The organism is Rubellimicrobium mesophilum DSM 19309 (genome assembly GCF_000600335.2).
In the GTDB taxonomy this organism is placed as follows: domain Bacteria; phylum Pseudomonadota; class Alphaproteobacteria; order Rhodobacterales; family Rhodobacteraceae; genus Rubellimicrobium; species Rubellimicrobium mesophilum.
Window position 1 is genome coordinate 33,969 of sequence record NZ_KK088565.1, and the last position, 20,065, is coordinate 54,033.

Genomic DNA, 20,065 nt, shown 5'->3' on the forward strand with positions numbered 1-20,065 from the left:
GACCAGTCAGGCGAGCGCATCGGCCAGCGGAGCGCCTCGCCAAAGATACCCTCGGACCGCGTGCTCTCTGAGCCGCGGTCCGACCACCATAACCGGAGTTATCGATTGACCCAGATCTGGGACGTGATCCCCGACATCCATGCCGACATTCACCGGCTCGACGCGACCCTCGCGCTCCTGAAGGAGCGTGCCGAACGCGACGAGGAGGCGCCGGCACCCATCGCTTTCCTTGGCGACTTCATCGACGCGGGGCACGCAACCAAGGTGTCGGACGACGCGGCCGTTCTCACACACGTCCGTCAACTGGTCCAAGACGGGCAGGCGATCGCCGTGATGGGAAATCACGAGCTTAACGCCATCCTGTATCACACCCCCGGACCGGACGGCGCCCCGCTGCGCGTGCATGGCGCGAAGAACACAGGCCAGCACCGGAGCTTCCTGCGCCAGTTCGGGGTGTCCACGCCGCAGGCGATGGTCTGGGTCGACTGGTTCCTCACACTGCCACTCTGGCGCGACTTGGACGGCCTACGCGTCGTCCATGCCTGCTGGAGCCAGCCCCACATCGACATCATCGCGGCACGACGCCCGGACGGGCGGTTGCAGCCCGAGGATCTCTGGGAGGTGGCCACCGAGTCCACCGACTTTGGACGGGCCGTGAAGATCGTCGTGGGCGCCCCCGAGCTGGATCTGCCAGCGCCCTACAGCTTCCATGACCGGAACGGCGATGAGCGGCGTCGGGTCCGTATCGCCTGGTGGCGCGCTGATGCGCCAACCTGGCGCCAAGCGTCCCTCTCGGTCCCGAACCCGCTGGAGCTGCCGGAAGGCGACGTTCCGACAGGCCACGCGGTGGCCTTTTATCCCGAGGGGAGCACGCCCGTCCTCGTGGGCCACTACAAGATGGATGGCACCCCCTCCATCGAAGCACCTCAGGCGGCCTGCCTCGACTATCCAAGCACAGCCTGTGCCTACCGCTGGCGCGGGGAGGGACGCTTGGCGAAAACGCAACTGCTTCTGGCGGAGCGAGCTGAAAGCATGCCTGCGTGAGCGGGCTCTCGGGAGAGACGGAACCAGGATCGAGACTGCGTCCAGAATCTGCCGAGCCGGCGGTTGCTGCAGCCCTGACAGAACCGGTCATCCCAAGTTCCTCGTTCTTTCTTTGTTCATCTAGGCGACCTGCGGCCCGTCCATCACGCTTTCGCACGACGCGCCACACCGAAAACATGAGGCAAAATGAAGACCTTCGGGGACACGATCCTTCTGTCCGCATCCGACGTGATGCGCTTTGCGGGCTGCCAGCACGCCACGGCGCATGACCTGCGCTGGATGCGGCGCGAGCCGCCGAAACCGCGCGAGGCCGGGGCGGAGGCTGTGATCCTCCAGGGCAAGGGCGACGCGCACGAAGCCGGGCATCTCGACAAGCTCCGGGCCGACGGACGCCGCATCATCGGGATCGAGGGCAACGACCTCGTTCGCGACGTCGGGGCCACGCTTGCGGCGCTCCGCGAGGGCCCGGAGGTGATCTACCAGGGCGCGCTCATGGCGCGAGGAGAGGGCGCCGCCTGGGGCGGCTGGTCGGACTTCCTCGAGCGGGTGGATAGACCCTCGAAGCTAGGCGAGTACAGCTACGAGGTGGTGGACACCAAGCTCAAGCGCAGCGTTACCGCCAAGCACGTCCTCCAGCTTGCCCTCTACTCGGACCTTCTGGCCGAGGTGCAGGGGGTGCATCCCGAGCACATTCATGTCGAGCTCGGCACGGGCAAGCGCGCGACGCTGCGGCTCGTGGAGTTCGCCGCCTACGCCCGGCGGTTGCGGCGGAGGCTCCAGGGCTTCGTGGCCTCGCCTTGGGCCACGCGGGCTGCTCCTTGCGCGGACTGCGATCTCTGCCGCTGGGGTGACGCCTGCGACGACCAGTGGCGCGCCGAGGACAGCCTCTTCGGCGTGGCGAACATCTCCAAGGTGCAGGTCGCGAAGCTCGAGGCGGCGGGCGTGCGGACCATGGCCGAACTCGCCTCCCTCGACCGCGTGGTGCGAGGCCTGTCGCCCTCGACGCAAGGCAAGCTTGTCCTCCAGGCCAAGCTCCAGCACGACCGCAAGACCGGCGAGCCCACTCATGTCCTGCGTGAGCCCGAGCCGGGGCGCGGCTATGCGCTCCTGCCCCGGCGCGATCCGGGCGACATCTTCTACGACATCGAGGGCGACCCCCATGTGGACGGGGGCGGGCTCGAGTACCTGCACGGCCTATGGTGTGGGGGCGAGTTCCACGCGCTCTGGTCCCATGACCGGGCGGGGGAGAAGGAGGCGCTGCGCAAGCTCCTCGGCTTCTTCGAGGCGCGCCTGCGCGAGAGCCCGGAGGCGCACATCTACCACTACGCCGCCTACGAGGTGACGGCGCTCAAGCGCCTCACCGTCCGGCACGGGATCGGCGAGGCCCTCCTCGACCGGCTCCTGCGCGAGCGGCGCTTCGTGGACCTCTACACCGTTGTGCGCGGCGCAGTGGTGGCTTCCGAGGACAACTATTCCATCAAGTCGCTTGAGGCGCTTTACGGCCTCGAACGCGACGGCGAGGTGAAGACGGCGGGCGGTTCGGTGGTGGCCTACGAGCGCTACCGCGACACCGGCGACGAGGCGATCCTCAAGGAGATCGAGGCCTACAACCGCGTCGACTGCGTCTCGACGGAGAAGCTGCGCGATTGGCTCGTCACCGTCCGCCCCGCGGGCGAATGGCCGGTGCTCGGCCAAGGCTCCGCCGACGCGGAGGAGTCCGACAGCGCCCGCAAGGACCGCGAGCACGAGGAGGAGGTGCGCCGCCTCTTGGGGGAACCAGGCGAGGACAAGGTCCGGCGCGCGCTCCTCGATCTGGGCCTCTTCCACCGCCGCGAGGCGAAGCCGGCTTGGTGGGCCGTGCTCGCCTCCGTGGACAAGCAGCCCGAGGAGCTGGAAGAGGATCTCGACGCCCTGGGCGGGCTGGAGGCGATGGGCCCGGCCGAGCCGACCTCGACCCGTAAGTCGGTTCAGCGGCGCTACCGCTTCCCACCGCAGGAGACGAAGATCCGCGCCGGGCAAACGGTCTCGGTGCCCACCGACGGGTTCCCCGACACGGTCGAGGTCGTCGAACTGGATCATGCGCGGGGCGAGGTTCTCCTCAAGAAGGGGAACGCCAAGGCGCATCTCCTGGCGGATCGGCTGAGCCTGCATCCGACCGGCCCTCTGAAGACTGACGTGATCCGCGACGGCCTACGCGCCGTGATCGTCGACCAGTGCGGCGAGAAGCGCCTGACCGCCGTGGACGACCTCCTCGCCCGCCGGCCGCCGCGGCTTCGGGGCGGGCCGGTGGCCGACATCCTGGGCGGCCGCGACCCGGTCGAGGGGACGGTCGACGCGGTGCTGCGGATGGAAGGCACGGTGCTGCCCATCCAAGGGCCGCCCGGGACGGGCAAGACCTATGTCACCGCCCGCGCGATCCTGGCGCTGGTGCGCGAGGGCAAGCGCGTGGGGGTCGCCGCCTCCTCGCACGAGGCGATCCGCAACGTGCTCCTGGGCTGCCTCTCGGCTCTGGAGGAGGCGGACCTGCCCTTCGACTGCGAGATCGCCCACAAGGTGGGCGAGGGGGAGGACAGCTACGAGGAGGGCTGCCCCATCCAGCGCCCGACCTCGAACGACGCGGCGATCCTGAGCGCCGCGCCGGTTGTGGGCGGCACCGCCTGGTTCTTCGCCCGCGACGAGCAGGCCGGCCGGTTCGACTACCTCTTCGTCGACGAGGCGGGGCAGATGGGCCTCGCCAACCTCCTCGGCATGGGCCGCGCCGCGCGCAACATCGTGCTCGTCGGCGACCCGCGCCAACTCCCGCAGGTGATCCAGGGCTCTCATCCTGATCCCGCCGGGCTCTCCTGCCTCGAATGGCTCTTGGGCGAGGCCTCGACCATCCCGCCCGACCGGGGCATCTTCCTGCCTGTCTCGCGCCGGATGCACCCGGACGCGTGTCCGCTTCATCTCGGACCAGGTCTATGCGGGCCGGCTCCTGAGCCACCCCGACACCGCCAAACAGAAGGTTGGCAACACCCCCTTCCCGGAGGGCGGCGCCTTTTGGGTGCCTGTGGAGCACAGCGCCCGCGCCCAGATCTGCCCCGAGGAGGTCGAGGCCATCGCCGAGGCCGCGGCTCTGCTCCTCTCCGGGCTCTGGACCGACAAGGACGGCGCTAGTCGCCCCATGCGCGAGAGCGACATCATCGTGGTCGCCCCCTACAACGCGCAGGTGAACGCGCTGCGGGACGCGCTACCTGCCGGCATCAAGGTGGGCACGGTGGACAAGTTCCAGGGCCAGGAAGCGGCCGCCTGCCTCGTCTCCATGACCGCCTCGTCGGCCGAAGAGACCTCGCGCGGGATGGAGTTCCTGCTCTCGCTCAACCGCATCAACGTGGCCGTGTCGCGGGCCAAGGCGCTCGCGCTCGTCTTCGGGGCCGAGCGGCTGCTGGACGCGCGCTGCGAGACGGTGGAGCAGATGCGGCTCGCGAACACGCTCTGTGCGCTAGCCGAGGCGGGGCAGGTGGAACGGCCGGTGATCCGGAGGGCGTCGTGACAGACATGGTGGAAGCAGGAGCCGCAGGAGTCCGAACAGCTTGGCGCGGCTTGAGGGCGCTCGTGATCCTTGGCGTCGTTCTGGTGATGATCGCGCTGAACGTGGCGACCCTGACCCTGTCCAGCCTGAACACGCTGGTCTCGGCGGCCATCAGCGCCGTCACCGCGCTGGAGCCGGTGGGAGACCGCGACCGGCGGGCCAAGGAGACCGCCGAGCAGGCTCTTGAGGACCAGCGTGCCCGTGCGGATCGTGCGGTCGCGGAGGCCGACGGGCTCCGGGCCGAACGCGATCGGCTCTCGACCGACCTCGATGCGGCGGAACGACGGGCTGCGGCCGCCCTGGACGAGGCCGATGGCCTGAGGCGAGAGACGGGCCGGCTCGCGGCCGAGCTCAATGCTGCAGACGATGCTGCCGCCGAGGCTGTCGAGCGGGCGCGCGGCTTGGAAGACGAAGCCGGACGGCTCGTGGCGGAGCTAAATGCCGCAAAAGCGGAAGGGCTCGCGCTGGCGACCAGGGTCGAGGATGCCGCAGACGACGTGCGCGGCCTGCGCGCGGCTCTGGAGGCAGCAGAGGCCGCGCAACTGGTCGAATGGGGCGGCGAGCAGGTGCCCGTGCGCGAGGTTGTCCAGCGCGTGACGGGAAGCATCAGCGACCGCACCGCCCGGGTCGCTGCCACGAACTTGGGCAGCATGGCAGGGGAATCAATCCCGTTCTATGGCGTCGCCATTGTCGTTGCGGCTACGACCTATGAGCTGAAGTCCTCGTGCGACTCCATGCGTGAAATGCACGAGCTGGAGGTCGCGCTTGGCGTCGCACCGGCCGAAGATCCGCAGGTGAGCCAAGTCTGCGGCATGCGGGTGCCCAGCAAGGCTGAAGTCTGGCAGATGATCAAGGACTCGCCTTCAACGGTCTGGACGGCGGCGACCAACGTCATCCCCGATGCTGATGATCTGCCGGTGCCTGATTTTGGTGGCATGTGGAACAGCACAATCGGCTGGTTCGGTGGCTGGTTTGAAGAGTGATTTCTCGAGCCGCGTCGGATGGCTGATGTGTCCACAGCTTTTGGAAAGCAGGAGAACGAAATGCTGAGACCAGGTCTTCGTCGCCTGCGAGACGGGATCAACAGATCTGGCTTCGACCGAAATCGCTGCGCTCGGCGTGTCTCCTTCCGCCGTCAACACCTAAACCCCAGCTCCGATAGGCATCATGTCCGTTGAAGACCTTCTGGCCGCCCTCCGAGCGAGGAGGGAGCAGCTTCGCCACGCCCGCGAAGCTGCAGCCGAGACAACATCTCCGGGCTTCGACCTCTACAGTCGCCTTCCCCTGAAGGAGACGATCATGTCCGGGATAATTGCGGATCTCCTGAACCCCCGCGAGCCCCACGGGCAGGGCAGCCGTTTCCTCGATCTCTTCGTCGAACTTCTTGGGGATCCATGGGCCGGCCGCGATCGCGAGGGAGCCCGGGTGCGGGTCGAGGCGCAAACAGACCTCAACCTTGGCCTTGTATACCACCACGGTGAGGGGGTTCCCCAGGAAGATCAGAAAGCCGTTCGATGGCATGGCGGGGTCCTTTCCGGCAAATGGGGAGGTGGGTCGGGGGCGATGGTGCCCCCGGGCGTCTTGGGTCAGGCGGCCTCGTCGAGGTCGAGAAAATCATCCATCATGAAGGGGTTCGGGTCGTTGCGGTACGGGCCCATCATCTTCTTAACGGGCCCGTCGGTGCGGATCCCGCAGCCGTTGAGCATCCGGTGCAGGTCCCGGCGCAGCTTCAACGGCAGCCGTCCGTTCTCCGCCAGCTTGGCCTCGGACAGGTAGCAGCCGAACGGGGCCTCCGCGCTGATTGAGAAGACGACCGCCGGCGCCTCGGGCGCGCGCCATATGTAGTACTGCCGCTCCCCCTTCAGCGCCTCGGCCACGTAGCCCGCCAAGCAGTTCGAGAACTCGCGCGCGGTCCGGACCAGCGCCTGCCCGTCCGGGATGTAGGCCAGCTCCGGGCCGCTGAGGACCGGGGCCGGGAAGGGGAGGTCGAGGTAGATCCCCTCGAGGAGGTTCCCCGGCGCCTCGCCTTCGGCGATCCGCCGCAGATGCGCCTCGGTCAGCTGGGCATTCCCGGTGATCGCCTGATAGGGGCGCATCAGCTGGTTATACTCCCCCATCGCCTCGAAGCGGGCGGCGGCGCGGACCCCGAGCGGGGTCGGCGGGAGCGCCTGCGCAAGCTCGATCAGGTCATCGGTCAGCGGCCCGGTCTGGCAGGCGCCGAGCAGCGGCGGCGCGAGGTCCGGGTGCGCGTCCAGCAGCCCGAACAGGCCGGTGTAGATCTCCGGCTTGCGCGCGCAGTCCCCGAACCGCCCGATCAGGCGCAGGAACCCCAACGGGCAGGACCCGTAGGCCTGAGCGATCAGGTCCTCGTTGCGCGCCAGCACGAGCCGGCTGAGCAGGTCGGCCCGGGCCGCCTCGTCGAGGCCGGGCGCCTCGAAGGCCCCGTCCGCGTCGAGCCGGGCCAGCACCGCGAAATACACTTGGCGGCGGCGCGGCTCGGTCATCACGAGCAGGAGGGCGAGCGGGCCGAAGACGGCGGTGGCGGCCCCCTCGAGCGACCCGCAGACGGCGCTGACCAGGAAGCGGTTCCCGGGCACGACCTGGCAGTGGCGGGCGAGGTCGAGCAGCTCGGACTTCAGGGCGGCGGGGCTGATGCTGTCTGCGGCGCAGATCAGCTGGGTGATACGGCGGGACAAATCGGTATGCATCGCGGACCTCGCGTTGAAAGGGGCGTTCAGGGGCGAAGGGCGATGGGCGCGGTCAGGCGGCCCGGGGGAGGGCGACGCGGGCGTCCTCCGCCCCGGCATGAAGCGCCTCCGCCGCGGCGGCGCGCGCGGCGGAGAGGGTGGTATAGGGGCGGGGCAGCGCGGCCCCGCGCACCTGGACGATGAACTTGCCCGGGCGGACCCGGATGACCCGGGCGACGAGGCGGCCCCCGTCAAAGCCGCGGAAGGTGGTGCGCCCGGCGGTCGTGCGGTCCCAGTCGAGGCCGCAGGCGGCGATCAGGGAGTCCTCGGCGGGGCAGGCCGCCTCGAAGACGGTGAGGGCGTCACGCAGGCGCAGCGCGTCAGCGTAGGCGGGGCTGCGGCGGGGCCCTTTGGCGATGACGCGGGCGGCGTTGGCGGCCCAGACGGCGCGCTTGGCCGCGGTCATGGCGGGGATGGCGGTGATCACGTCGTCGATGCGGCTCATGAGCTCTCCGTTGTGATGGGCTACATATATGGGGGAGACGCGAGGCGGCGGGGCGCGGACATGCGAAGACGCCCTCGCGCGGGCGGCGCGACGGCGTGCAGGATGCGCGGTGATGTGAGGCGGGAAGGACACGTCTACACGATCTGCGCGGTGACTGTCAAGGTAAATCTCACATAATAATATTGTAAATTTTACCTATCATGGATATCCTTGAGCTGCGTGCGTGAACCCATCAAAAACCCCAAGGAGACCCCATGAGCCGGAACGATCAGCCCGACGGGGCGGAGGGCCACCTCTACCGCTTTCCGATGGTGTCGGTGGCGACCGACATCGTGCTCCTGAACCTGCCGCGCGGGGGCGGGCTGCGGGTCGCGCTCGTACGTCGCTGTCCGGACGCCGAGGCCTACGCGGACCGTTGGGCGCTGCCGGGTGGGTTCCTGAAGGCGGGGGAGGACCCGGACTTGGAGGCCTGCGTGCGGCGCGAGCTCCTTGAGGAGGTCGGGATCGAGAACCCGCATCTTGAACTGATCGGGGTCTACAGCGCGATCGACCGGGACCCGAGACCGGAGCGGGTGATCTCGGTCGCCTATCTGTCGGTCCTCCTGTCCGAGGAGCCGGAGGTGGCCCCGATCACCGGGACGGACGTGGTGGAGGCGCGATGGGTCCCGCTCCCGGAGCTTGTTGACGGGGATTATGAGGGAGTGCCGCTCGCCTTCGACCACGCGCGCATCCTCGCGGACGCGCGCCGGCTGATCGAGGACCGGATCCCGTTCGGCCGCCGCGAGGAGGGGGCGCCGGAGCTGCTGTTCGCCTTCCTGCCCGAGGCGTTCACGCTGGGCCAGGCGACGGAGGTGATGACCCATCTGAAGGGGAAGGTGGACCCGAGCAACTTCCGCAAATACCTGCTCCCCTTCCTGGAGCCGACCGGCGCCTCCGCGCGGACCAGCACCCGGTCCGCCGCCCTCTACCGGCGCCGCCTCGCCGCCCCCGAACCGGAGCGGGAGCTCCCGGCCGGCCTGCAGCGGCTGCGCCGGATCGCCCGCGAGGCGCAGATCCGCCTCTTCGACCTGTTCCTCGCGACCCTCACCGCGGCCCCGGAGGGGGAGGTGCGGCTCCTCGGCCGGGTCCTCACGGCTTACGCACGTCACCGGGACTTCGGGGTCAGCGTCTCGCGCGCCCCGGAGCTCCGGATCACGGACCTGGGCACGGGCCGCCCCCTCATCGCGCTGAGCTGGGACCCGCGGCGCGGCGCGCTGACCGGGACCGCGCTGGCGGAGCCAAGGGAGCTTTCCGGGGTCCGGCTCCCGGAACTCGAGCCGAACCGGTCCGGTCCGCATCGGAGTCGGTTCCGGGCGGAGCCAGGGGAAGAGGGGGCGGACCGGCTGGACGAGGCGCTCCGGATCAGCCGGGCCGCGCTCGTCACCGGCGGGGGCGGGGATCCGGCTTGACAGGTCGGCGCAATATGGTATAAATCACCATATCTCACATCACGGTCACCGGACCCCTCCCCTTAGCGGCCTCGCCCGCGTCGGCGCGGGCCCCTTTGTCCGTTCATCAGGAGCCGCGCATGATCGAACCCGCCCCCAGTTTCCCCCTTGACCTCTCCCACCTCAAGGTAGCGGCGCGCTCCGCGATCCGGACCTGGGCCGGGGGGGAGGGGCGGATGTCGCGCGAGATCCGGGAGCTGGGGGCGATCGACGAGGCGTTCCTGCGCCGCTGGCTCGGCCTGTGGATGCTGGCCCGGTCCAACCCGACCCCGTATCGTCCGCTGCTCGCCGCCGAGCTCGGGACGGTCGTTCGGCCCGCGCTGATCGCGGCGCCGGAGGAGCGGCTGCCCGCCCTCGTGTCTGAGCTTGCCAGCGGGCTTCAGGCGGCGGGGGCGACGCGCGGCCTGCAGACCAGCCTCGTCTCGAAGTTCGCCTTCTCGCTGCGCCCGGAGGTGATCGTCCCCTATGACAAGCGGGCGCGGCAGGGGCTCGGCGAGATGTTTGGGCGCCGGCTGCCGGATCACGACTACCCGGCCTACCTGGCCGCCTTCCACCGGTTCGCCGACGCCTTCTCCGCGCATCTGGACGGGACCGGGGTTACGGAGGCGATGTGGGACGACTGGGCGCCGGTGATGTCGGAGCGACTCTTCCGGATGCGGGCCGCGGACAAGTATTTCATGCTGCTCGGCGGGTTCCCGGTCGAGCGGATGGCGTGCGACTGACCCGCCCGACGCGATCTCTGCTGAACATACGCGCCCGGCCGGGCGCGTCCCTCTCACCCCCTTCCAATAAGGCCCGCATGTCGGTTGATCGGACCCGTCCGGGCCCTTGGCGCCCGCTCCCCTGTCGCGGCCCTGAAGCGCAGCTCTTCGTGATCGGGGACCTGCACGGCCAGGCGGGCGCGCTCGGCGCCGCGCTGGACGCGATCGGCCGGGTCCCGGGGACCGGCCTGCCGCGGCGCCTCGTCTTCCTCGGGGACCTGATCGACCGGGGGCCGGACAGCCTCGGCGCGGTGCGGCTGGCGATGGGGGCGGCGGATCAGGCGCGGGTCGACGCGGTCACCCTGCTGCCCGGGAACCACGAGCTGATGCTGATCGACGGGCTTCTGGACCCGCAGGAGTTCATGGGGGACTGGCTCGACAACGGGGGGGATGAGGTGATCCGGGAGGTGGACCCGGGCTGCACGGCACGAAAGCTCGTAGACCTCGCCGAGATTGCCCGGGCCGCCTTCGACCCGGCCTTCCTGATCGCGATGACCTCCGGCCCCTCCTTCGAGCGGGCGGGGGAGTTGCTCCTGGTGCATGCGGGGCTCGCCCCGGGCGTGGATGCGGGGATCTTCCTGTCACAGGGCCGGTTCGGGTCGTCCGGGAAGCACTGGGCCTGGATCCGGGACCCGTTCCTCGACTGGGAGTTCGGCTGGGGGCCGGACCGGTCCTGGGTCGTCGTCCACGGCCACACCCCGGCGGTGACGCGCCGGGCCGGACCGGACGGGTTCGCGCGCGCCGCGGACCGGGTCGAGACCCATCGGCGGCTCTGCCTCGACGCGGGCGCCGCCTTCGGGCTGCCACAGGTCGGCTGGGCGGAGTTCGGGCCGGACCGGTACCGGGTCGGGCTCGCCCGGCAGGACGTCTGATGCAGAGGGGAGATCAACGAGGCGATGAGAGAGGGGACCCAATGATCCGCACCAGCCAAACCCACCCGATCCGGGTCGACGCCGTCCCGGTCCGCGAGGGCCTCCTCGGCCTGACCTTCTGCCCCGGCAAGCACGGGGACAGCCTGAACGGCGCCCCCTGGGCGCGCGACCTCGACACGGACTTGCGCGCCCTGCGCGACTGGGGCGCGGGTCTGGTCCTGACCCTGATCGAGCCGCATGAATTCGGCCTCCTGCGGGTCCCGGACCTCGGCACGCGGGTGGAGGCACAAGGCATGAGCTGGGCGCATCTCCCGATCCGGGACGTGGACGTGCCGGCCTCCCCGTTCTTGTCGGGCTGGCCCGCGGTCCGAGCAGACCTGCTCTCCCGGCTTGACGCGGGGGAGCGGGTGATTGTTCATTGCCGGGGCGGGCTCGGCCGGGCCGGCTTGGTGGCGGCGCTCCTCCTGATCGAGACGGGCCTGCCCGCGGAGGCGGCGATCCGGACGGTGCGGACGGCCCGGCCCGGCGCGATCGAGACGGCGGCGCAGGAGCGGTACGTGCGGGCTTATGTCCCGTCCGGGACCGCTGACCCGGAACGAACCCTCTGAAGCCCCTGAGGAGGACGGACAAGATGACCCTGAAAGAGACGGGGGAGGCGCATACCCGCCTCGCCTCCGCCACATCCCGTCAGAGCCGGCGCCTGCCCACGCGAGCCTCTTCAGCGGGTTAGGCCGTGCATATGTCCCTTGCAGGTGTTGGCTCCATTCGACCGCGCCTGCAACGATGCGCTCAAAGATTAGAACCAGATCGGCGCAGCCGAGGTGCTGGCCCGCCTTCCTCGCTTGGTCGGGGAAAAGAAGCTGCGAACCTCCGCGGATCCATTCGTGATTGCCATGGCGCGGGTCCGGGGCTTGCAGATCGTGACCAACGAGAAGCCGACCGGATCGCCTCTGCGCCCCCACATCCCGGACGTGTGCTTGGCGCTGGGGATGCCACCTATGAATCTTTTGGACCTCATCCGCGCGGAGCGATGGGTGATCGGCTAGGCAGTCGAAAACAGTGTCGATCAATCACCACAGCCGGCGGAGTTCGGTTCGGAGATGCATCATCTGTCGAGCAAACGACCGTATTCCTGACAGCTCTCTTGTCCTATGAGGGCCTAATGCGCCAAAAGCGGCATCCGAAACACGAAGCGGGTCTGCTCCGGCGTGGAGGTCACGCCGAGTGAGCCGTGATGTGCCCGGGCAATCTCGGCCGCGATGTAGAGGCCCAGGCCGAGGCCCTTCTGTCCGGGCCGCTCGCCGCGTGCAAAGGGTTCGAACAATCGGGCCTGCAGGTCTGGTGGGATCGGGGCCCCGCTGTTGGCGACCCACAGAGTGAACTCCCCATTGCGCGTCTGGGCTCCGACCCGGATCGGCCTGCTCACGTCGCCATGCGTCATCGCATTCCCGAGCAGGTTCGAGAGCATCTGGCCGATGCGGTCGGGGTCGCAATGGACTGGCTCGGTCAGGTTGAGCTCTTCGACGATGTGGCACTCGGGGTGGCTGGCCCGCGCCTCGGCCACGACATGCGCCAGCACCGGCAGGAGCGGATCCCGCGTCCGGCGGTGCAGCTCGATCCCGCCCCCCAAGCGAAGGCGTGCGAAGTCGAGCGTGGTCTCGACGAGCTCCCTCATGCGGACCACGCTTTGCTTCATCAAGGGCAGGAGGGCCTGGGCGGTGTCGCTGGTCGGATCCCGTCTGAGAATGCGCAGGCCGGCGTCGATGGCGGTGAGCGGGTTGCGCAGGTCGTGGCCCAGCACCGCCACGAAGCGCTCGCGCAGCTCGGCCATCCGGCGTTCGTTCTCCAGCGCCTCGGCCACGGTCGCCAGTTGGGTGGCATCGTCCATGTCCTGTCGCGGGGAACGCCGGCGGGTCTCCAGCAGTGTCGCGGTCTGCCGGGCCAGAGCCTTGAGCCCGGCGGCCTGCGCCTCTGTCAGTCCCTCCGGCCGGGGTGCGGTGTCGATCACGCACACCGCGCCCAGTGGCACGCCAGCGTGGGTCTTGAGCGGGGCTCCGGCATAGAAGCGGATGGACGGCGAGCGGGTGACGAGCGTGTTGTCCGCGGTACGAGGGTCGGATCGGAGGTCGGGGAGGACCAGCACGTCCGGCTCACTCATGGTGTACTTGCAGACCGACTGGTCGAGCGAGGTCTGGTCCATGGGAGCGCCGCAGCGCGCCTTGAACCATTGCCGCTCGTCAGTGACCAGGGTCACGAGAGCGATCGGGGTCTGGCACAGGGCACTCGCCAAGAGCACCACATCGTCGAAATCGGCCTCCGGCGGGGTGTCGAGAATGTCGAGGTCAGCAAGCGCCGCCAGACGCGCCGCTCTGACCTCGCCGGCTTCCATAAACTCGCCCATGATAGCGACCAATAAACACCCACACGGCACGTATAGCAGAAGAGCAGCCGTCCGACCCCCTGCGCACTCCAAATTGGGATCTCGTGTGAAACACGGTCACGTCGCTTAGAGCCTGTTTGGCGAAGGGGGTTGGAGCGATCAGCGCTGAACCGGGATGGTGTGAGCTCGTGCGTTCCTGCCAGCATGAAAGCACGATATCCGAGCAGCCTGACGGACGCGCAGTGGGCGCTGGTCCGACGGCATCTTCCCGAGCTGGTTGGCGGTCGCCGGCGTCACTGGCCCACCCGCCTTGTGGTTGACGCCGTGTTTTACGTCGTCCGAACGGGGTGCCAGTGGCGTCAGCTCCCACGCGACTTCCCGCCATGGCAGACGGTCTACTACCACCATCGCCGATGGGACGGACGGGGTCTTCTGCACCGGCTCCACGAGGCGCTCCGGCGAGCCGTTCGCGTCCAGTGCGGCCGGGCGCCCGAGGCCTCAGCGGGCGTCATGGACAGCCAGAGCGTGCGCACGACCCAGGCAGGCGGTGTGCGGGGTTACGACGGCGGCAAAGGCGTGCAGGGCCGCAAACGGCATCTGCTCGTCGACACCGAAGGACTTGTTCTGGCGCACGAGGTCACCGGCGCCCATGTTTCCGACCAAGCCGGAGCCCGGCGCCTGCTGTCGGCCCAGATCCGCTCCAGCCTCGCCTTGAGCGGATCTGGGCCGACGGCGCCTACGCAGGGCAGCCTCTGTCCACATGGGCCTCCGAGCAAGGCGTCCGGATCGAGATCGTCCGACCCGCCGAAGGCCAAAAGGGCTTCGCTATCCAGCCGCGTCGGTGGGTGGTCGAGCGCACCTTTGGTTGGCTCGGCCGATCGCGCCGCCTGGCGAAGGACTACGAACGCCGCCTCCAGTCGGCCGAGGCTTTCATCAAGCTCGCCATGATCCACCTCATGCTCCGTAGGCTCGCTCCATCGACATAGCTTCGCCAAACAAGCTCTTAGGGTATACCGTGTCCGGTCAGATCCGTCGGACACATCTCTACGTTCGAGTTGGGTTCCTTCCGAATGTATCGGACAGAGTCATGGACGGGTCTCGAGCCTACTCGGACAGACACCCCAGCGCTGGAGTGCCAACAAACGACCGGACACTGTTGGCGAAGTCAGGTTGAGGTCGTGAGAGCAGAGAAGAGCGTGGTGTGAGTGGGCGCCAGCGTCCATCGGGCGTGCTCCAGAACCGCAACTTCAGCGCTCGATCGCTACCCGGCTCCGACTTCGCCAACAGTATCCGACCGTTTGTGTCCCACTCCAGTTGGTTCAGCAGCTACAAAGGCTCGACCCGGACAGAACCCTGGGCCAAAACGTCGGAGGTTTTGGGAGGGTTCTGTCCATCATCCTGGGCTATGCACGGGTGTCCACAGCGGACCAGAGCCTCGACGGCCAGCGGGACGCGCTGGAGAAGGCCGGGGCAGGCCGCCTGTTCACGGACACCATCACCGGCACGGCCCGACATCGCCCCGAGCTCGACCGTCTCCTGGACCAGCTCCGCCCCGGCGATGTGGGGGTGGTCACCAAGTACGACCGGCTCGCCCGCTCGCTCAAGGACCTCCTGGAGATCGTGGAAGCCATCGAAGCCAAGGGCGCGGGCTTCCGCCCCCTTGCCGAGGACATCGACACCACCACGCCAGCGGGGCGGCTGGTCTTCCACGTCTTCGCCTCCATTGCCGAGTTCGAGCGGGGCCGAATTGCGGAGCGCACGCGCGAGGGTCTGGAAGCTGCCCGCAAGCGGGGCAGGGTAGGGGGACGGCCGCCGGCGCTCTCGCCGTCTCAGCGGGCCGAGGCACGTCGCATGCGGGATGAGGAGGGGCGGCCCATGGGCGAGATCGCCGCCCTGTTTCCGGGTGAGCGCTAAGACGATCCGGCGGGCGTGACTGCTCTCCGAGAGTTTGGCGTCCTACATCTCCGAAGGCTTGGCCTAGTCGAACAGGTCCCCACGGGCGTGGAGCCGGAACACCTTGCTCCAACGTCGCCTGCGGTGCTCGTCCGCATCGTACAGCATGTGGCACCGTTGGCAGAGCGCGGCGAGGTTGCGGGGCCGGTTGTTGCTGGGATCGTGGTCCAGACGCGCGCTGGCCAGGACCACGCGCGTGACGGGGAGACGCGGGGCAGGGGGGATGCCGACCAAGATAAGCTGACCTGCTTCGAGGGCCTGAGGCGGCGGCAGCCCCCGCACCCGCCGGCCACGGCCATCATGCCAAATGCCTCGCTCGGCGTCCCACCAGGTGCCGTCGCCGAGATGCGTGATCTCCTGCCCGTGCGGGCGGCCGCAGTGCTCGCAGCGGCCCTGGGCACGGGTGAAGCGGATGACCTGCGAGAGCTCGCGCCAGTCGATGGGGTAGAACCAGCGGTGCTCGGGAGCGATCGGCATGACCAGAGTCTGAGTCACGCCCCGCTTGGCGGCAATGCAGATGTCAGTCTCGCATGTGGGGCTGTGCTCCCGGAGTGGCAGTGTTCCAACTCACTTCGACCAGCAACCTTCAGAAACCCTGAAGGACGTGCTGTGGACTCCGACCTTCATCCATGCAGAGCCAGAGTCCTTGGTTGAGATTGGCGCGCGAGCGCCGAGGGAGCAATGGGCGAGCGGCGCAGCAGGTCAGGGTTGCGGAGCCGATCGCCCACTGGGCGTCTGTCAGAGTCAGTCTCTCCATCGCACGCTCCCGTCAGAGAGCTTGAATCAGACCTGATCGAGGAGCGGAGTCCTGAGTCTCAACAGGCTCTAGGCTGTCGCATCTGTCCGGGACCTCTTCACGTTTGCTGTCAAACCCACCAAGCTGGCTCGGACGAGGGGTGGATCGGCACGATGGACGTTAAAGCTCTTGCGATGAGGCGCCATGCCTTCGATTGGCGCGACCACTGGGCCTGCGCCGCCCGGACGATGGTTGACCGGGAGGCGAGGGTTCTGACCCATGACATCTTGGAACGCCTGACCAGCTCGAATCTGAAGGAGTATTATTGGAGTAGGTCTGCTCTTTCGCTTCGCCTGACGATGGAGGAGTGGTTCGAACGCGGCCCAGCCCCTTTCCTCGTCGAGGCGCGCCGCGAGCTGCGTCAGATGCTGGCTCACGAAGGCTCCATTGGGCCCGACCAGCAAGCGCCTGCCCTGTCCGAATGGCTTCGGAGCGACGGCTTCGAGACGTTGGCGAACGAAGCCTCGACGCGCTTCTCCTCCACGTCGGGCCTCGTCCGGCGCGCGCTTCTCGGAGCAAAGGGCAGCCTTTTCGATCCGGAGCCAGGAAGCTTTCTGGCTCGGATCGATGCATTTCTCGAGGATGAGTTCCAGGCGGCAAGGTCGCTCGCCAAAACACAGAAAGAATCAGCGTGACCATTCCGTTTGAGATTCCGGCCAGGTTTGCGGCGCAACTCGACTTGGGCCAGATCGAACGGTTCGGAACGATCCTGAAGGAGGTCGGCACCGGCCGGATCGTGGGGCATCTTCAGGAGACCGGCGCGCTCCAGGCGGTCCTCACGCAGTCTGGAGCCTTTGCCAACCCGGTTTCCGCGCTCGTCAACGCCGCATCCGGGCTCGGCGCAAACTTTCAACTCTACCGACTCGACAACAAGGTCGACGCTCTTCGCTCCATGATGGGCGGAATCCAGTCCATGCAGATCGCAAACCTGGCCCTTGCGGGTCTCGGGATCGGCGTGTCCGCGCTAGGCTTCGCCTTGGTGAAGTCGCGGCTCGACGACATTTCCGGCAAGCTCGACGAGCTTGCCTCCGAGATTCGTTCAGGGTTCCAGGACCAGCGCGCGCGCGCACTTCGGGAAGCGGAAGCCAACCTGCGCGGCGAGCTCGACAACGCGGCGGAGGGTTGGCACGCCCGTGACGGCGGACGCGAGACCTGGTCCCATGTTGTCAAGGCCCTGAGCAGCATTGAAAACGTATATGTGGGCGAGATAGGGCATGCGATCACGGAGGGGAGCTCCGTCGACAACCTGACCTATCTGGTGGACCGATACCGGGTGGCTGTAGCCACCAAGACGGAGTGCTATGTTCTTCTAGACGAGTTCGCCCAAGGTCAGGCCTATGCCGAAACGGCCGCTGGACGCACCACGGAGATCTTCCAGCACCTCAATCCTGTCGCCTTGACGGCGGGCTTTGCCAAGACCGCACCGGCCGATGCCCGTCCGTTGAAGCTCCTGTCCACCTCAAGGGCGATCTGCTTGGGCCTTCGAGAGTTGCAGGACCTTCACGCGACCGCCCCGCTCCTGCTTCGCCGCATCGGCTCCCTGGAAATCCGTGGGCGGGACTATGTTGAACGCCTCAAGCACGAGCCCCAGGAGCCGCTGCTCGTGCTGAGTCCCGAGGGACAGCCTGCCTAGCCAAAAAGGCTCTCGAGAGCTCAGAGCCGTAACACCTTGCTCCACGGCTTCCTGCCGTGCTCCTCGCCATCATGCAGCATGTGACACCCCTGGCAGAGCGCCGCGAGGTTGCGGGGGAGGTTGCTGCATGGGTGGCCAGATCACGGCTTCGGCTTGGCGCAGCGCGAGGTCTAGCCCTGGTTCCCAGAGAAAGGAGGATGAGGCTACAGAGATCAGACGCGCCTCAGGTCATTCCGGGATCACGACGCTGACGCGACCGATTATGCCGTTGCCGACCCAGCCGTCGTATTTGAGGAGTCCGTTCCAGATATAGAGGTCATCGAGTTCGTAGATCTGGAGGCGGCTGTCGCCGTCGCGGATGAGGACCTGCACCTGGGACGCCCAGATCCTGCCCTCCCCATCCCGATGGTAGTTGAGCCGGAAGGCCTCCGGGTCGGCGTGAGCCTCCATGTCCTGCAGGATCCCAAAGATCGTCCTCGGGTCTCTCACGACCTCGTCGTGGAAGTAGTAGCACCCCCCCTCGACCCCCGCGAGGACGACCAGCGCCACTGCCGCAAAGGTCGTGGCAGCCATGGCGCCGCCCACCGTGGCGCCAATGCCGGTGCTCGTCCCTGCGACGATGCCGACCGTGCCGGCGGCCGAGGTTCCCGCTGCGGTCGAGCCCAGCATGATTGCGCCCGTCGTCGCATTCGTCAGGGTGTAGTAACCCAGAGCCTGAGCGGTCGTCCCAGTCGCGAAGGTGGCCGCCGAGCCCGCGCCGACCGTGGCGGTGGCCAGCGACTGGCTCGGGCGCCAGTCGCAGAATTCTGTGGCTAGGGCAGGACCGGCCGCAACGGCGGCGACCAATGCGGACGCGAACAGTCGGTGCTTCTTCATGCTTTCTCCCATGGGCCGGCGGTCGACGGGCTGCCGCCGCCTGCCCCTAGGGAACCTTAGCGCGGGGGCACCCTTCCGGCGAGCCCCTTCTGACCTGCCAGGAGAGCGGTCCTGGGCGGGGCTCCAGGGGTGCGCAGCTCCCCAGGCCCTCGGAGAGACGACCGGGGCTTGCCCCCACGTGAGTTGTTCAGTCGGCTAGGATCGCCCATCGGGCGCAACTCAGTAGTCGGTCCCTATTGCGTTCGCCGGCCAAGCTCGCCGGACCGCCGGTTCGTCTGGTACTCCATTGGAAATTTTTTGCGGGCGGCCCTGATCCTGTTCGGTCGAAGGAGGGCTCCCAATGGCGTTGATGCTGTTCGACGCCAGCATCGGCTGGACGACCCTGCAGCGCGACATTGGGGAAGGCGAGCTCGCACAAGTGCTGGGTCTTGGTCCTGACCGGGTCCAGATGGTTCCAACTGGCAGCCAAGCGGACGCCTTCCTGATCGGCTACGCGCAGCGGAACGCGGTGCCTATCGTGACCAACGACCGGTTCAGAGACCGCCTGAATCCGGACCTCGACCTGCGCCTCGTTAAGGGAATGATCATCGGTGGACAGGCGGTGATCGACCCAGTGATCGGCTGAGCCTCGGGACACCGGGCCGACCCACGGCCACTGACTCGGGGATCCAGAACTGGAGCACACCCTCCTAGGCTCGCACCCCGGCGTGATAGGTTGCCTTTGGGTCGTGGTCTCAGCCGTCATCTCCGTCTCCCACTAGATCACGGATCCACCGCTCTATCCTCCTTGTTCAGAGCGCGGCCGAGTCACGCCAGAACGGATCTACAAGCTGCCTGGCGACGACGCAGCTTTGGAACTTCGCAGGTTCCAAGGCGGGCGGAACGTCTGAATCAGGCCCAGTTCAAGACCGGCATCGCCTGCCACCGGCAGGCCGTTCCACTCGAGATCCGGCGGCGAGGCGGTGAATATCCTGATCGTCGCCCCGGCTTCGAGCTCCGCTTTCAGGGCTGCGCCGATCCGCTGGCTGGTCCGCTGCGTGACACCGGGACGGCCGTAGAAATAGAGGCGCTTGGCCAGCCCCATCGTGGCCACCCCGACGTAGAGCGCATCGTCGTCCTTCATGAAGGCATAGACGCCCCGGCGCTTCGGCAGGACCTCGCTCGGCCTCAGGTCTCCCGAGACCAAGACCCAATCGGCGGTGTGCTCAAACCCGCCGGCCAGCAGCACCGCGGTGGTCAGCCGGGGCCGCCCAGCTTGCATCAAAGACGCCGGTGCGCCATCGACAGGAGCAACATTCGACGGTGTCTGGGCCAGCATTCCGGCCGCTTTGAGGACGTTGTAGGCGTGCTGGTATCTGACGCTCACACGCTTGGCGATCTCGGCGACAGGCAAGCCCTGACGGGCCAACTCCCGGATCTCGTCTGACTTGCTCATGAGCACCCCACACGTTTACGGAGCCGTTCCTGGTCAGCCTGAACGCGGCCCATGTGAACGCACAA

Annotated in this window: 20 protein-coding genes and 1 pseudogene; 14 read left to right on the forward strand and 7 right to left on the reverse strand. The window is 67.9% G+C overall.

From position 1 onward, the window contains the following. Positions 1-123 precede the first annotated feature (123 nt). The 4 genes and pseudogenes from RUMESO_RS09200 (at position 124) to RUMESO_RS09210 (ending at position 5,598) form a co-directional block, all read left to right on the forward strand. Positions 124-1,044, forward strand: coding sequence for a metallophosphoesterase (locus tag RUMESO_RS09200; RefSeq protein WP_156362823.1), 921 nt, complete (start codon positions 124-126; stop codon positions 1,042-1,044). Positions 1,045-1,323: 279 nt separating this feature from the next. After that, positions 1,324-3,804 (forward strand): annotated as a pseudogene (locus RUMESO_RS09205) (TM0106 family RecB-like putative nuclease); the annotation flags it as partial. Positions 3,805-4,018: 214 nt separating this feature from the next. Further along, positions 4,019-4,576: a C-terminal helicase domain-containing protein gene (locus RUMESO_RS26260; protein WP_245639213.1), complete on the forward strand. Its 558-nt coding sequence runs from the start codon at positions 4,019-4,021 to the stop codon at positions 4,574-4,576. 62 nt (positions 4,577-4,638) lie between these two features. Beyond that, on the forward strand, positions 4,639-5,598 hold the full coding sequence (locus tag RUMESO_RS09210; RefSeq protein WP_156362825.1) for a hypothetical protein: 960 nt from the start codon (positions 4,639-4,641) through the stop codon (positions 5,596-5,598). A 97-nt stretch (positions 5,599-5,695) separates the two neighbouring features. Here RUMESO_RS09210 and RUMESO_RS28775 read toward each other — a convergent pair whose 3' ends face one another. From RUMESO_RS28775 to RUMESO_RS09225, 3 genes are all read right to left on the reverse strand, one after another. Next, positions 5,696-6,136, reverse strand: a complete 441-nt coding sequence (locus tag RUMESO_RS28775) for a hypothetical protein (RefSeq protein WP_037279815.1) — start codon at positions 6,134-6,136, stop codon at positions 5,696-5,698. Between the two features lie 65 nt (positions 6,137-6,201). Further along, a complete protein-coding gene (locus RUMESO_RS27080) occupies positions 6,202-7,323 on the reverse strand; it encodes a hypothetical protein (protein WP_037279816.1) in 1,122 nt (373 codons plus the stop codon). Positions 7,324-7,375: 52 nt separating this feature from the next. Continuing rightward, positions 7,376-7,807, reverse strand: a complete 432-nt coding sequence (locus RUMESO_RS09225) for a hypothetical protein (RefSeq protein ID WP_037279817.1) — start codon at positions 7,805-7,807, stop codon at positions 7,376-7,378. A gap of 254 nt (positions 7,808-8,061) precedes the next feature. Between RUMESO_RS09225 and RUMESO_RS09230 the strand changes: the two genes are divergently transcribed. From RUMESO_RS09230 to RUMESO_RS28485, 5 genes are all read left to right on the forward strand, one after another. Beyond that, positions 8,062-9,255, forward strand: coding sequence for an NUDIX domain-containing protein (locus RUMESO_RS09230; RefSeq protein WP_051521172.1), 1,194 nt, complete (start codon positions 8,062-8,064; stop codon positions 9,253-9,255). 119 nt (positions 9,256-9,374) lie between these two features. Further along, positions 9,375-10,016, forward strand: a complete 642-nt coding sequence (locus tag RUMESO_RS09235) for a hypothetical protein (RefSeq protein WP_037279818.1) — start codon at positions 9,375-9,377, stop codon at positions 10,014-10,016. A 149-nt stretch (positions 10,017-10,165) separates the two neighbouring features. Further along, the gene (locus RUMESO_RS09240) at positions 10,166-10,927 is read left to right on the forward strand and encodes a metallophosphoesterase (RefSeq protein ID WP_051521173.1); all 762 of its coding nucleotides are present in this window, start codon (positions 10,166-10,168) and stop codon (positions 10,925-10,927) included. A gap of 41 nt (positions 10,928-10,968) precedes the next feature. Continuing rightward, positions 10,969-11,535 (forward strand): cyclin-dependent kinase inhibitor 3 family protein, encoded by a 567-nt coding sequence (locus tag RUMESO_RS09245; protein WP_037279819.1) that lies wholly within the window; start codon positions 10,969-10,971, stop codon positions 11,533-11,535. 213 nt (positions 11,536-11,748) lie between these two features. Beyond that, a complete protein-coding gene (locus tag RUMESO_RS28485) occupies positions 11,749-11,973 on the forward strand; it encodes a DUF4411 family protein (RefSeq protein WP_425414889.1) in 225 nt (74 codons plus the stop codon). A gap of 113 nt (positions 11,974-12,086) precedes the next feature. On the opposite strand, the gene RUMESO_RS09250 is transcribed toward RUMESO_RS28485, so the two are convergent. Further along, positions 12,087-13,316, reverse strand: a complete 1,230-nt coding sequence (locus RUMESO_RS09250; RefSeq protein ID WP_051521174.1) for a GAF domain-containing sensor histidine kinase — start codon at positions 13,314-13,316, stop codon at positions 12,087-12,089. 195 nt (positions 13,317-13,511) lie between these two features. Here RUMESO_RS09250 and RUMESO_RS24100 point away from each other — a divergent pair. Both RUMESO_RS24100 and RUMESO_RS09260 read left to right on the forward strand, forming a co-directional pair. Further along, a protein-coding gene (locus RUMESO_RS24100) for an IS5 family transposase (RefSeq protein ID WP_425414891.1) occupies positions 13,512-14,293 on the forward strand; the annotation gives its coding sequence in 2 pieces (ribosomal slippage) (positions 13,512-13,998 and positions 13,998-14,293; 783 coding nt in all). Positions 14,294-14,720: 427 nt separating this feature from the next. After that, a complete protein-coding gene (locus RUMESO_RS09260; protein ID WP_245639211.1) occupies positions 14,721-15,221 on the forward strand; it encodes a recombinase family protein in 501 nt (166 codons plus the stop codon). Positions 15,222-15,284: 63 nt separating this feature from the next. Here the strand turns inward: RUMESO_RS09260 and RUMESO_RS09265 are convergent, their stop codons facing one another. After that, positions 15,285-15,737 (reverse strand): hypothetical protein, encoded by a 453-nt coding sequence (locus RUMESO_RS09265; protein WP_037279821.1) that lies wholly within the window; start codon positions 15,735-15,737, stop codon positions 15,285-15,287. Positions 15,738-16,169: 432 nt separating this feature from the next. On the opposite strand from RUMESO_RS09265, the gene RUMESO_RS09270 reads away from it, so the two are divergent. Then, positions 16,170-16,691 carry a hypothetical protein gene (locus RUMESO_RS09270; RefSeq protein WP_037279822.1) on the forward strand — a complete coding sequence of 174 codons (522 nt, stop codon included), beginning with the start codon at positions 16,170-16,172 and terminating at the stop codon, positions 16,689-16,691. Next, positions 16,688-17,689, forward strand: coding sequence for a hypothetical protein (locus RUMESO_RS09275; protein ID WP_055725561.1), 1,002 nt, complete (start codon positions 16,688-16,690; stop codon positions 17,687-17,689). Before RUMESO_RS09270 ends, RUMESO_RS09275 begins: the two co-directional genes overlap by 4 nt. Before the next feature lie 228 nt (positions 17,690-17,917). Here the strand turns inward: RUMESO_RS09275 and RUMESO_RS09280 are convergent, their stop codons facing one another. Beyond that, on the reverse strand, positions 17,918-18,565 hold the full coding sequence (locus tag RUMESO_RS09280) for a hypothetical protein (protein WP_037279824.1): 648 nt from the start codon (positions 18,563-18,565) through the stop codon (positions 17,918-17,920). A 340-nt stretch (positions 18,566-18,905) separates the two neighbouring features. Here RUMESO_RS09280 and RUMESO_RS09285 point away from each other — a divergent pair, with 340 nt between their 5' ends. After that, entirely contained in the window at positions 18,906-19,190 is a 285-nt protein-coding gene (locus RUMESO_RS09285; RefSeq protein WP_037279825.1) for a PIN domain-containing protein, read from the forward strand. A gap of 198 nt (positions 19,191-19,388) precedes the next feature. On the opposite strand, the gene RUMESO_RS09290 is transcribed toward RUMESO_RS09285, so the two are convergent. Continuing rightward, entirely contained in the window at positions 19,389-20,000 is a 612-nt protein-coding gene (locus tag RUMESO_RS09290; protein ID WP_037279826.1) for a GIY-YIG nuclease family protein, read from the reverse strand. Between the last annotated feature and the right edge of the window lie 65 nt (positions 20,001-20,065).